Origin of the sequence: Anabaena sp. AL09 (assembly GCF_001672255.1) — a bacterium.
Lineage (GTDB): Bacteria > Cyanobacteriota > Cyanobacteriia > Cyanobacteriales > Nostocaceae > Dolichospermum > Dolichospermum lemmermannii.
Genome location: NZ_LJOQ01000058.1, coordinates 45,180 through 58,896 on the forward strand (window position 1 = coordinate 45,180; position 13,717 = coordinate 58,896).

10 protein-coding genes and 1 pseudogene are annotated in these 13,717 nt (G+C 37.9%); 5 read left to right on the plus strand and 6 right to left on the minus strand.

What is annotated here, in order from left to right; genetic code table 11:
- Positions 1 to 129: 129 nt before the first annotated feature.
- A complete protein-coding gene (locus AN490_RS11745) occupies positions 130 to 2,781 on the plus strand; it encodes a DUF3536 domain-containing protein (protein ID WP_300003387.1) in 2,652 nt (883 codons plus the stop codon).
- Positions 2,782 to 3,261: 480 nt separating this feature from the next.
- Positions 3,262 to 5,004: a WD40 repeat domain-containing serine/threonine-protein kinase gene (locus tag AN490_RS11755; protein ID WP_300003391.1), complete on the plus strand. Its 1,743-nt coding sequence runs from the start codon at positions 3,262 to 3,264 to the stop codon at positions 5,002 to 5,004.
- Between the two features lie 52 nt (positions 5,005 to 5,056).
- On the opposite strand, the gene AN490_RS11760 is transcribed toward AN490_RS11755, so the two are convergent.
- Complete coding sequence (locus AN490_RS11760; RefSeq protein ID WP_015079494.1) at positions 5,057 to 5,356, minus strand: 30S ribosomal protein PSRP-3; 300 nt, start codon at positions 5,354 to 5,356, stop codon at positions 5,057 to 5,059.
- Between the two features lie 160 nt (positions 5,357 to 5,516).
- On the opposite strand from AN490_RS11760, the gene AN490_RS11765 reads away from it, so the two are divergent.
- Positions 5,517 to 6,317 (plus strand): tetratricopeptide repeat protein, encoded by an 801-nt coding sequence (locus tag AN490_RS11765; RefSeq protein WP_300003395.1) that lies wholly within the window; start codon positions 5,517 to 5,519, stop codon positions 6,315 to 6,317.
- A gap of 1 nt (position 6,318) precedes the next feature.
- Here AN490_RS11765 and AN490_RS11770 read toward each other — a convergent pair whose 3' ends face one another.
- Together AN490_RS11770 and era are read right to left on the minus strand one after the other, a co-directional pair.
- A complete protein-coding gene (locus tag AN490_RS11770; RefSeq protein ID WP_300003397.1) occupies positions 6,319 to 6,852 on the minus strand; it encodes a dihydrofolate reductase in 534 nt (177 codons plus the stop codon).
- A gap of 16 nt (positions 6,853 to 6,868) precedes the next feature.
- On the minus strand, positions 6,869 to 7,843 hold the full coding sequence (gene era, locus AN490_RS11775) for a GTPase Era (protein WP_300003399.1): 975 nt from the start codon (positions 7,841 to 7,843) through the stop codon (positions 6,869 to 6,871).
- A gap of 424 nt (positions 7,844 to 8,267) precedes the next feature.
- Between era and AN490_RS11780 the strand changes: the two genes are divergently transcribed.
- A complete protein-coding gene (locus AN490_RS11780) occupies positions 8,268 to 9,641 on the plus strand; it encodes a carotenoid oxygenase family protein (protein WP_300003447.1) in 1,374 nt (457 codons plus the stop codon).
- An 82-nt stretch (positions 9,642 to 9,723) separates the two neighbouring features.
- Here the strand turns inward: AN490_RS11780 and AN490_RS11785 are convergent, their stop codons facing one another.
- From AN490_RS11785 to AN490_RS11795, 3 genes and pseudogenes are all read right to left on the minus strand, one after another.
- Positions 9,724 to 10,194: an alpha/beta hydrolase gene (locus AN490_RS11785; RefSeq protein WP_366925035.1), complete on the minus strand. Its 471-nt coding sequence runs from the start codon at positions 10,192 to 10,194 to the stop codon at positions 9,724 to 9,726.
- 125 nt (positions 10,195 to 10,319) lie between these two features.
- Positions 10,320 to 10,715, minus strand: a pseudogene (locus tag AN490_RS11790) (alpha/beta hydrolase); the annotation flags it as partial.
- A 103-nt stretch (positions 10,716 to 10,818) separates the two neighbouring features.
- A complete protein-coding gene (locus AN490_RS11795) occupies positions 10,819 to 12,315 on the minus strand; it encodes an HlyD family efflux transporter periplasmic adaptor subunit (protein ID WP_300003401.1) in 1,497 nt (498 codons plus the stop codon).
- Positions 12,316 to 12,681: 366 nt separating this feature from the next.
- Here AN490_RS11795 and AN490_RS11800 point away from each other — a divergent pair, with 366 nt between their 5' ends.
- Positions 12,682 to 13,584, plus strand: a complete 903-nt coding sequence (locus AN490_RS11800; protein ID WP_271822824.1) for an alpha/beta hydrolase — start codon at positions 12,682 to 12,684, stop codon at positions 13,582 to 13,584.
- The last annotated feature ends 133 nt before the right edge of the window (positions 13,585 to 13,717 follow it).

Consider the following 13,717-nt stretch of genomic DNA (forward strand, 5'->3'; position numbering starts at 1 on the left):
GACTACTATTAAAATTTAGTTTTGTTTCACAGGTGTTATTTATAACTGATTTTGTGAGAGAACAATTGTAGAAAGGTAGATATAGTAAGAATATTCTGCAAAATTACACATTTATTTGGATAAAAATATATGACTTTGGCAGCGGAAATACCCAGTAGTTCTGGCTCAATATTACCATTAGATCAAGAGGCTAAATCCAGTCCTGAACATGATCCCCTGAAAACTGCTCAGGGTGTTTATGTCACGGTTCATGGTCATTTTTATCAACCTCCTAGAGAAAATCCTTATCTTGATGCGATTGAACGTCAACCCAGTGCTAGTCCTTTTCATGACTGGAATGAGCGCATTCATTGGGAGTGCTATCGTCCTAATGCCTTTGCTAGAGTCTTAAATGACCGAGGCGAAATTGTGAAGATTGTGAATAATTATGAATACATGAGCTTTAATATTGGGCCAACGCTGATGTCGTGGTTAGAACGCTACGATGGGTCCGTTTATCAGCGGATTTTGGAGGCTGATGCTAAAAGCTGCGATCGCCTAAATGGTCATGGGAATGCGATCGCTCAAGTCTATAATCACATTATCCTGCCTCTAGCCAAGGAACGGGATAAACATACACAAATTCGCTGGGGTAAGGAAGATTTCCGTTCTCGCTTTGGCCGTGATCCTGAAGGAATGTGGTTGGCAGAAACAGCCGTAGATTATGCCACCTTAGAAGCATTGGTAGCAGAAGGGATTAAGTTTATTATTTTAGCCCCTTCTCAAGCCCAGCGTTGTCGTCCTTTCCCCACAGATGATGATTCTGATAGTCAATGGCATGAGGTGGGTGGTAATCAGATTGATCCTACTCGTCCTTACCGTTGTTATTTAGGTAGCGATGAGTCTGATAAAAAATCAACTGCCTATATTGATATCTTTTTCTATGATGGTCCGATTTCGCGGGATATGGGTTTTAGTGATGTTGTCTACAATTCCCATCATTTTGCGGGACGCATTGGGGCAGCTATTCGCGGGGACCATCGTCAGTCCCAATTAATTTCTGTAGCTACAGATGGGGAAACCTTTGGACATCACAAAAAAGGCACAGAGAAGACTTTAGCTTATGCCTTTATTGGTGAGTTTCCCCGTCATGGTTGGACTGTCACCAATTTTGCCCATTATTTGAGTTTAAATCCTCCCTCTTGGGAAGTAAAAATCAAGTCTGTGACGGCTTGGAGTTGCGCCCATGGTGTGGATAGATGGCAAGATGATTGTGGTTGTGGTGGTGAAGGGGGCGTGTGGCATCAAAAATGGCGACGGCCGTTAAGAAATGCTTTAAATTGGCTGCGGGATCAGTTAATTGATGTTTATGAAGAATATGGCAGTGCATTATTTCGTGATCCTTGGCAAGCGCGGGACGAATATGTTCATGTCATGGGCGATCGCACTCCCGCTAATATTAACCGATTTTTATCCCGCCATCAAACTCGCAAACTCCAAGCAGCTGAACAGGTAGAAGCTTTACGCTTGTTAGAAATGCAGCGTCACTCTTTACTGATGTTTACCAGTTGCGGCTGGTTTTTTGAGGAAATTTCCCGTCCAGAGGGAACACAAATTTTGCGTTATGCCTCCCGTGCTTTAGAATTAGCCGGAGATGTGGCAGGTATACAATTAGAAAAGGAGTTTCTTAAACGTTTAGGTTTAGCCCCTAGCAATGTGGAAGAGTTTAAACATGGGGCTGAGATATATCGTCAGTTGGTGCTAACTGCCCAAATTGGCTTTAAACAAGTTGCTGCCCATTACGCCATTACTTCCCTATTTAATCATCACCAAAATACTGCCCCTGGACAAGAGACAGATAAACACCCCCATAATCATCATCAGCGTGTTTACTGCTATGATGCCCATGAGCTAGATTATCATAAGCAGAGCCTGGGACCATTAACTATGGCGGTGGGGCATTTGCAGCTAGTGTCAAATATTACTTGGGAAAATGAAAATTTAGTATTTGCGGTTTTGCATTTGGGTGGTTGGGATTTTCATTGCTGTATTCAAAAGTTTGAAGGACGACGTAACTATAGTCAAATCAGAGAAAAGCTGTTTGCAGCCTTGCAACAGGCTAGTATCGCTCATGTTATTTTGGTGATGACTCAACTATTTGGTGATGAAGCCTTTAGTTTGCAAACTTTATTTGCGGAAGAACGTCACCGGATTATGCGGTTGTTGAGTCAGGAAACACTGGCACGATTAGACCAATTATATACTCAAGCCTATAGAGATAATTACGGTGTAATTATGGCCTTTCATCGAGATGAGTTGGAAGTACCACGGGAATTGCAGGTAGCAGCGGAAATTGCTTTGGGTTATCGTTGTTTGACAGCTTTGAAATCTCTAGAACAAGATATCAGCGAACTACAATTAAGCTGGAATCATATTGTAGAATTAGAAGCGATCGCTACTGAAGCCAAACATCTCCGTTGTCAATTAAACATTCCCGATGGTAGTCAAATTTTAGAACAATTGATAGTTCGGTTATTATGGCAATTATTGTATGATGTCAATAGTAAAATAGATGCAGATATTCAACGGTTAGAACGATTGATTGATGTTGGTCATAAATTACATCTTGGCATTAATTTAAACCATTCCCAAGAACTTTACTGGAGTTGTTTACACAGTCAAATATTGCCACGAATTACCAGTATTGATAATGAAGCCGAAACTATTCAATGTCGTCAATTACTGAAATTAGGACAGAAATTAGCGGTTGATGTCAGTCCTTATTTGGATAAATTGGCTTAAATTTATACAGTGGGCAATGCCCACCATGATCTAACAGTTTAATCTTGGGAAGGTTTACAATAGTAGGGATACAGCCACTGACATTTAAAGAGTCCATGAGTATGTTTTTCTAAAAAAAGTCCAGTATTGTACTTTTTTGAGATATTAATTCCGGCTTTTGTTTTGATTTCATAAAGCCAGGGAAAAGACACTATCAGAACAGCCATAACACCGAAGAGATACAAAGAAAAAGTTACAGCTTTAGGAAATTTGCGGGACTGAAAATTGATTTTTTTAGGCATAGAAGTGGTAAACCCAATGTCTATTATAGCTTAAAAATCAAAATATGGTTTTGATTGGGTTAAGGTTAAAAAATAGTTATGTCGTAGGTTGGGTTTTGCTATCACTCAACCCAACCTACATTTCCTTAACCTAAGGAGTATTACAATGGGAATTATTTTTATCATCCAGAAACAGGAAAAGGAATCTAGAAAATAAATTGTGTTAATTAAAGAAGATTATCATTTAATCAAGCAGATTAGTAAAAGGGAATTTTGTCAAACCTTTCTCGCTGTAGATGAAAGTCAATTTCCGCCAATTCCTTGTGTTATTCACCAATTTTTATCTCCAGATCAAACACTGGAAAATTTTCAATGTCAGGTAGAGAAATTAACGGAATTAGGTAAACATCCGCAAATTCCTTCCCTAATCACACATTTTAAAGAAAATGAATATTACTATTTAATTCAAGAATTTATTGAAGGTGATAATTTAGCTAGTTTATTAGCAAAGCAAGGTGCTTTTAATGAAACTCAGATTTGGCAAGTTTTAAAAAGTTTATTACCAGTTCTCAAGTTTATTCATGATCATCAAATTATTCACCGGAATATTCAACCAAAAAATATTATTTTGCGGACTGTAAATCAAAGTCAAGATTTATTAGATAATCTAGTTTTCGTTGATTTTGCTGCAATGAAATTTGTCAATATCAATGAATCTAAAGATGATTTAGTTGGTAGTCCAGAATATATTTCCCCAGAACAAATACAAGGTAAAGCTGTTTTTGTCAGTGATCTTTATAGTTTAGGTATAACTTGTATTTATCTACTAACTCAAATACCACCTTTTGAATTATTTGATATTACTAATAATAGCTGGATATGGCGAGATTATCTCACCAATCAAATTAGCGAACATCTAGGACAAACCCTTGATAAACTTATAAAATATAATTTACAAGAACGCTGGCAATCAGCAGATCAACTTATTTATATTTTGGGAATTAAAGATCATTATTTGCCTTTATTATCCCCAGTTAATCATCCTTTATGGCAACTTTCCTATCCTCTTGAAAATCAAATCAATAGTTCTATTAATACTGTGGCATTAAGTCATGATGGTAAAATATTAGCCAGTGGGGAAGATAATAAAAGTATTAAATTATGGGATTTAACTAATCAAAAATTAATAGCTAACTTGACCGGACATACTCAAGCTATAACATCAGTTATTTTTAATCACAATGATACAATTTTAGCCACAGCTAGTGATGATCAAACTATCAATTTGTGGGATGTGCAGACATTAGCAAAAATTCATCTTCTGACTGGACACTCACACGCTGTTAAATCCCTCACATTTCATCCCCAAGGGCAAATTTTAGCTAGTGGAAGTTGGGATAAAACTATTAAAATTTGGGATGTGAATACAGGTTTAGGACTGAATACTTTAACTGGGCATAAATTACAAATAAATGCTGTAGCTTTTAGTCCCCAAGGACGACTTTTAGCAAGTGCTAGTTATGATCGCACAGTTCGCATCTGGCAATTAGAAGACGGAAAATTTAACTTATTAACAACTCTTTCCGGTCATACTTGGGCAGTTTTAACAGTTGCTTTTAGTCCCAATGGTCAAATTTTGGCAACGGGTAGCGGTGATAATACAATTAAATTATGGGATGTTGGCACTGGTGAATTAATTAGCACACTTTCAGGTCATTCTTGGTCAGTGGTGGCTGTAGCTTTTAGTGCTGACGGAGAAACGCTGATTAGTGGCAGTTGGGATAAAACGGTAAAAATTTGGCAAATCAGCACAAAAAAAGAAATTGCTAGTCTTGTAGGTCATACAGACTCAGTATCTAGCGTTGCTATGAGTCATGATGCAAAATTGATTGCCAGTGGTAGTAAGGACAAGACAATCAAATTGTGGCAAAGGGGACTGGTGATAGGTGATAATTTTACTTAATTACCCATGACCAATCACCAATTACCAACTACCAATTACCAACTTAAAATCATCAGGCGCTACCTGTGAAGGCAACCTCTGGAAATTTCAACTGTGCTTCTGCCATTGGGCGTTTTCTGCCTTCTTCTTGCCAGTAGTTAATCACTTCTGTGGCTTTGTTGAGTAACTCCACCCGATCAACATCTGTAATCCAGTGTTTGGATTCTAACTCTTTTTTTAGCTCTTCCCAGGCATCATTTCTGGGCCAAAAAAAGTATTTGGTTAAGGGGCTAGATCCTTTACCAACAACCTGATCAACTGCTAGGGCGACGTTTTCGTCTAACCAGAGAATTTTTAAAATGAACTTGGTCAATTACACCTCCGGGGAATATCCGGGTTTTACTTACTTAGTTTGCGACCTCTTATTTTAACTCAATCTTTGACTAATTGACCAATGAATGAAGAAATTTGGGAATCTTCTTTGTTAGCTGTTGCTATATGATTAATTTTGTTGCCTATCACGTCAGAGTTAGATGATTAAACTAATTAGTATTTTCCTGAGTCTGTTGCTGGTTTTTGGCTGGAATACACCAGTTATGGCAGAATCTCAACCCATTACCGCCGAGGAGTTGCAAGCAGGGGATGAATTAGCGACTAAGGCTTTTGCAGCCACAAATCAGGGTGATTTTGTGAAAGCGGAGGCTTATTGGACAGAAATTATTGAAAAATTTCCTACCAATGCGGGCGCATGGAGTAATCGCGGTAATTCTCGTGTCAGTCAAAATAAGTTACAAGCCGCATTAACAGACTATAACCAAGCTATAAAACTTGCTCCCAATGTGACAGACCCTTATTTGAATCGGGGAACAGCATTAGAAGGTTTGGGAAGATGGGATGAAGCGATCGCTGATTATAATCGTGTATTAGAATTAGATCCCGAAGATGCGATGGCCTATAATAATCGTGGTAATGCTAAAACAGGTTTAGGGAAATGGCAAGAAGCGATTTTAGATTTCCAAAAAGCCACAGAAATTACCCCCAATTTTGCCTTTGCTAGAGCTAATTATGCCCTGGCTTTATATGAAACCAGTCAAAGGGAAAAAGCTATCCGCGAAATGCGGAATATAGTCCGTAAATATCCTCGATTTGCTGATATGCGTGCCGCTTTAACAGCCGCTTATTGGGTGACAGGAAATCAAGGAGAAGCGGAAAGTAATTGGGTAGCAGCCTATGGACTAGATACCCGTTATAAAGATATTAATTGGGTAACAAATATCCGCCGCTGGCCACCGAGTATGATAGCAGCTTTAGATAGATTTTTGAAATTACAATAAATTAGCCAATTATTGAAGGTGACGTTACCTGATTAACGCACTTTTCAATTTCTACAAAATTAAACTGAAAGCCATTTTCCTGCATTTTCTTCTCTTTGGTGACTTTTCCAAAATCGGCAAATTCAGGAAAGTATATGTCTCCCACAAAATTACCTTCAACAATAGTTAAATAAAGTTTATCGGCCAATTTGATTGCTTCAGTATAAATCTGTCCACCACCAGAGATAAATATCTCTTCTGTTTCACTCATTTTCGCCCATGCAATTGCTTCTGCTAATGAATGCAAAACTATACAACCGAATGCTTGAAAATTGGTGTCTCTGGTAAGAATGATAGTTGTACAATTACGAATTGGTTTATTAAAAGTGGCATAACTTTTGCGCCCGATAATGACAGGATGTCGTCGGATAGTTTCCCGATAATAAAGTTCATCACTGGGAATATTCCAAGGAATACCCGCATGAATATGTTCTTTTGTCGAGTCTGATAAAATTCGATTTTCAGAAATGGCAGCAATGAGACTAATCAAAGGCATAATTTACCCCTATTTATTATTCTTCTACCCGATAACCCAGTTCTGCTAACCGCACTCGTGAATGTCGCCATTTAGGTTGAACTTTGACAAATAATTCTAGATAAACTTTCCCGGCAATTAGCTTTTGAATTTGTTGTCTAGCTTCACTACCAATAGATTTGAGCATTGTTCCACCTTTACCAATAAGAATGCCTTTTTGAGAATCTCTCTCAACATGGATGGTGGCGAGAACACGGGTAATTTTTGGGCTTTCTTCGACTAAATCAATGCCTATGGCTACGGAGTGGGGAACTTCTTGACGGGTTAATAATAATATTTGTTCTCGAATTAATTCACCCATGATAAACCGTTCTGGTTGGTCTGTAACTAAATCGGGTGGATAATAAAATGGTCCTGGTTGGAGATGACTAATTAATAGATCTTGGAGTTGTAATAATTCTGCGCCGGTTTTAGCAGAAAATTTCACACTTTGCCATTGATAGCTATTAGCTAATTGAATATAACTATCATCTATTTTTTGATAATCTTCTGGTTGTTCATCAATTTTATTAATCCCCAGAATTACAGGTGTTTGACTATTAATTAGTAGTTCTGCCACATAGCGATCGCCTGGACCACAAGCAACAGTGCCATCAACTACAAATAATATCACATCTACCGATTCAATGGCAATTTTCGCATTTTTTACCAGCACTTCTCCCAATTGATGATGGGGTTTGTGAATACCCGGTGTATCTACAAAAATTAACTGGGCTGTTTCTGTAGTTACAATCCCCTTTAACCGATTGCGAGTAGTTTGGGATACTGGGGAAGTAATGGCTATTTTTTGTCCGACTAATTCATTCATTAAAGTGGATTTACCCACATTAGTCCGGCCGATAATGCCAATAAAACCTGATTTAAACCCATCCGGTGCTTGAGGAATCATTACCCCACCGAAATCAGTAAAAATATTATTATCAATATTAGAGACTTGTGATTCTACTTGCATTGTTTACAGTTATGATTAATAGATTATTTTGACTTTGATGGAAATTTTCTTTTAGAGATAAGTAGGTGAACGAAAAAAAACCGTAGACGCGGAGCGGCTTCTCGAAGAGTAATATGTAACGAAAAGTAAAATCGCCCAAACCCTCTTCACTCTTGCCTCTTGCCTTTTCAATGCTAACCTACTTACATTAATTATCGCATATTTATGGAAATGATAAAAATTGTCTTCCCTAGCACAATACCTTGTCCATTTCTTGTAGGTTGGGTTAAGCGACAGCGCAACCCAACGCATTTGTTGGGTTTCATGCTTCAACCCAACCTACAGATCAAGGCTTTTTCTAATTTGGACAAGGTATTGCTAGCACAAATCGCAAACCATAATTATATTAAGTACAGTATCTTGATCTAGCTCACTGACTATGACCATAGCCTCAACCGCAGTAAATCCTTATTTAGCAGGCAATTTTGCCCCGATAAACACAGAAGTCAGCACTGACAACTTGGAAGTTATCGGAGAAATCCCTCCAGAATTATCAGGGATGTTTGTCCGTAACGGACCCAATCCGCAATGGAATCCCATTGGTCAATATCACTGGTTTGATGGCGATGGAATGTTACATGGTGTACAAATCAACGACGGTAAAGCCACTTATCACAATCGCTATGTGAGAACTAGGGGCTGGAATATTGAACATGAAGCGGGTAAAGCTGTGTGGAGTGGACTTTTAGAACCACCGCAAATGGATAACCCTCACGGACCGGGGAAAAATACCGCTAATACAGCCCTCCTATGGCACAATCAACAGCTTTTAGCATTATGGGAAGGAGGTGCGCCTCATCACATCAACACTGCTGACTTAGCGACTATTGGGGAACATACCTATAATGATAAACTAGTTTCCGCCTTTACCGCCCATCCCAAGGTAGATCCAGTTACGGGGGAAATGATGTTTTTTGGTTACGGTTTTAGACCACCTTATCTACAATATGGCGTAGTTTCCGCCCAAGGTGAGTTATTACGAACAGTACCCATAGAAATACCCACAGCGGTAATGATGCACGATTTCGCCATTACGGAAAATTATACCATTTTCATGGATTTACCCCTGACATTTAGTGCGGAACGAATGATGCGGGGAGAACCGATGATGATGTTTGAGAGCGATCGCCCCAGTCGGTTTGGTATAATGCCTCGTCATGGTGACAACAGCAATATTCGCTGGTTTGAATGTCCTCCCTGCTACGTCTTCCACACCCTCAACGCTTATGAAGCGGGAGACGAAGTGATTCTTATCGCTTGTCGCATGAATTCCACTAATGTCCTGATTTCCCAGGATACACACAGTGATCCCAAAGGAGACATTCCTTTTTTACACCTTTGGCGTTTTAACCTTAGCACAGGTGTAGTTACAGAAGAACAACTAGATGATGTACCGGGAGAATTTCCCCGTGTCAATGAAAAACTGTTAGGAAGAAAAACCCAATATGGCTATGTGGGAAAAATGGCAAATAATCCAAATCCCTTATTTGATGGTCTAATCAAATACGATTTTGAAAATGGTAAATCCCAAACCCATGAATTTGGCAAAAATCGTTATGGGGGAGAAGCAGTATTTGCACCATGTCCTAATGCTACTGCTGAAGATGAAGGATGGTTGGTAACATTTATTTATGATGAAAATTCCCAAACATCAGAACTCGTAGTTATCAACGCGCAAGATATCACCAGCGAACCTATAGCGCGGGTAATGATTCCTCAACGTGTACCCTATGGATTCCACGGTATTTGGATTTCCTAATTGAGTAGGTTGGGTTGACGTATGTTACCCAACATTGTCATTATCAATTCTTTTGTTGGGTTGCGCTGTCGCTGAACCCAACCTACTTGGTAGGATTTTTCTCAACTAAATCAGCAAACTTTTTTAATATTTCCCAATACTTTTCTCCCGCAACAAAAGATAAATCATTATGACTGGCTTTTTCTACCCAAAAAGAAAGTTTGGGAGATGATACAGCAGTAAATAATTTTTCTCCATGACTAAAAGGAATAATTTCGTCAGTTTTACCATGAATTATCAAAACTGGACATTTGACTTTTTTGATTTTGTCGAGATTAGTAAATTTGTCAAAAGGTAAAAGTGGCACAGGAACAACTACCCGAAAAATAGAAGTAAAGCTACTTTCAACTATTAACCCACCTACAGGTTTTTTTGATGCTAAATCTACGGCTGAACCACCACCAATGGAACGCCCAAATACTATAATTTTTTGGGGAGGAACTTTTAAAGTTTGAGTTAAATAATTGTAAGCAGTATTAATGTCGGTTCTACCGTTCCCCTTATGATCAAACATCCTTTTAATATATCCAAAACCATTGGTGTACATGGGTTTAATCTAAATTAATAAGCGATTCCAATCGGTGTAGGGGTTTCAGGGATATTTTACCGAAAATATCATAAAGGGAGCGGTAGAGCCTTAATGTCTTGATAAGCAGCTTTTTCTGTAGGAGTTCCTTCACTTGTTCCATAACCCCGATAATCATAAGCAAAGACACTAAAACCCAAATCTCGGATTTTTTCTAACCGTGATTTAATATATCCCAAATCTTCAGCATTACCATGAGCATAAAGAATAGTGTATTTAGCTTGAGGATTTCGTAAATAAATTGCGGAAATATTTTTATTATCTCCAGTTTTTATTTTGAGAATATCTTGATTATCTTGATAACTAGATGGTTGAGGCACAAAAATCATGCTGTCAGCACGAAAATAAACATAGACAGCAAAAAATGCGTAAATAAAAATTAGAGATTTTAACATTCGCTTCCAGGTTAAATCACCAATAAGTAGTTTTTTAAATTGCTGTTTATCCATATCTTATTTCTATTTCGCGCTCAGATACAAAAGAAGGAAGACAGGAAAACTGCATTTAAACAAAAACTCCTGTCTTTAATCATCCTTAGATGATTTGTGTCCATTATCTCACGGAAAATGCCTCGCTAAACCGTCGAGTAATTGGTTCAATAATGAATGTTAAAACCGATTTTTGCCGGGTGACAATTTCGGCGTTAGCAGCCATACCTGGATTAAATTCTACCTGTTGTCCGCGCACATTTAAAGAATGTTTACTTAACTTAATCCTTGTCGGAAAAACCAAACCTAATTCTTTATCAATTATGGCATTGGGACTGATTTGTAATACCTCACCTTCAACTACACCAAATTCTTGAAAGGGAAAAGTGGCGATTTTGACTTTTGCTTTCATTCCCTGGTTAATAAAACCAATATCACGGTTAAGAACTTTTACTTCTAGGAGCATTTCTTCTCCTTCTGGTAAAATTGATAGTAGTTCTTCTCCAGATTGGACTGGACCTTTGGTAGCTTTAATTTTGTAAATTGTGCCGGCAACAGGGGCTTTGATAGTTTCTCCGTCTTTTTGTTGTCTAGCTTGTTCTAATTGACCAGCAACAGTAGTTAATTCTTCTTTGCGTTTGTTGATTTGGGTGAGAATTTCACTTTGACGTTCTGAGGTTAACCGGATATTTTGATTACGCGCTGTTTGATAAGCCTGTTCTGCTTGATTAATTTCTTGAAATTGAGCAGCCGCGTCTTTTTCTAAAGAAGCAATTTTATCTTTCGCTTCTGTTAAATTATTTTGATTTTTAGTAATTTCATCGGCATTTCTGATAATATCTGCATTAGCACGATTTAATCTTTCTTTAGCATCTAAATAATCAACTCTCGTTAAAGCCCCTGGTTCAACCAAGGTACGAAGATTTTCTTCTCGTTGTTGAGCAATAGATAAATTATTATCTAACATAGAACGGAGACTTTTGACATTCTCTAAGTTTTTTTGAACATTGGTAAAACTGACTTTAGCATTTGCCAAATTTTCTTGTAAGCGACTCAACCGAACTTTGGCTTGATTAAATATTGATTGTTGACGTTTGGCTTCTGCTGCTGCTGCTGCTTGTTTGGCTTTATAGTCTAATAACCGGGAGTTTAAAAGTTCATCTTGGAGAATTGTTCCCGCAGTTTTTCCTCCAGAACGTTCAGCTTGTAATCTTTGTAAATCATCCTCAATTAATTTACTAGATTTAGCTAGACGGTTAACATCAGTTTGTTGAAAATTGGGATCACGTTGAATGAGAATTTGATCTTTAGTCACGCGATCGCCTTCTTTCACTTTCACTGCTAAAATAGAACCATTACCCAAAGCTGTCACTGGTCTAACTTGAGTAGAAGCAATTAATTCTCCTGTTGCTGTCGCTACTTCATCAATTTCTGAAAAATGCGCCCAGGAAATTGTCCCCAATATAATAAAACTAATTGTTCCCGCTAACAATCTTGTATAAAGCGGTGGTAACTCCTGTACAGCTTTACCCAATTCATAGGATAATTGTTCTTCTGGTTTAGCAAATCTCTCTTTCGTTTGACGCGCTTGCACAGCATTTGCAGCTAGGGAAAATTTCATAATTTGTCAGTTTTGTTAGTTGTTTTTTTTATTGAGTGATCCCAATTTCATGTAAGCCTAATAAAACTAATTTCTCAAGGAAAAAAGGCTTAATCTGGTAATTTTGTGAAGCTGCATTAAGAATTAATATGAGCAATAACTAATTACTAAATGTTTAATATTAATCTATTTCAATATCAAATATTGTCATGTAAGTCACTACTTTATCCAGATCCCCGACTTCTTCAAGAAGTCGGGGATCTATTCTATACATAATAATTTTTAGATAAATTATCTGTATTTATTCCTACAGTTAGAAGCAATTTTATCTACAATATACGTTAATGAGCTAGTAGCTTACTGGCGAAGGAAGTAAAAATTAACTTTATGATTGATCACAGCGACACAATTGCATCTCGTCAAGAAGGCAAATTTCCAGGTGTGGGTGGACTTGATTTGTATTACCAAAGCTGGCATCCTGGAGGTGAAGTCAAAGGAATCTTAGCCATTGTCCATGGACTCGGAGGACACAGCGGACTTTACAAGACCATAGTTGAGCATTTGTTACCGAAAGAATATGCTATCTATGGTTTTGATTTACGTGGTCACGGACGTTCATCTGGTCAAAGAGGTTATATTAATACCTGGGCAGAATTTCGTAATGACTTGCAAAGTTTCCTCAATTTGATTCAACAACAACAACCAGGATGCCCAATTTTTCTATTGGGACATAGTATGGGGGGAGTGATTGCATTAGATTATACTCTTCATTATGTACAAAATAAATCTGAGTTGTCAGGTGTGATTGCTTTTGCACCCAGCATTGGTCAAGTAGGAGTACCGCTGAGTCGTGTAGTTTTAGGTAAGTTACTCTCCCAGGTGTGGCCGCGTTTTTCCTTGAATATTGGTTTGGATTTTAGCGCAGGTTCACGAGATCAGAAAATTTTAAATTCCTATACTCAAGATAAATTACGCCATACTCTTGCTACTGCTAGGTTATCTACAGAGTTTTTTACTACAGTAGATTGGATTCATACTCACGCTGAAAAATGGCAAATACCTCTGTTAATTTTACATGGTGGTGCTGATAGAATCGCTTTACCAGCAGGAAGTGCAACTTTTTATCAAAATGTTACCTATCCAGACAAGTTAAGAATTGAGTACCCTGGAGGCTATCATGATTTACACTACGATATTAATTATGTTGAGGTAATCACTGATTTAGTTAATTGGATGGATAAACATTTACCTGCTGTGGTAGTACCATTAAAATCAATGAATAATCAATAATAGGCGGTAAATAATTTAAAATAGAGATGTTCCAAATAACGTCTCTTTGACACTCTCAGGGAGCCAAGCCACTGAGATTCTACTGACAGAATTAGATTAAAGGTTTAGCCTAATCTAATCTCGCTGCGACCGT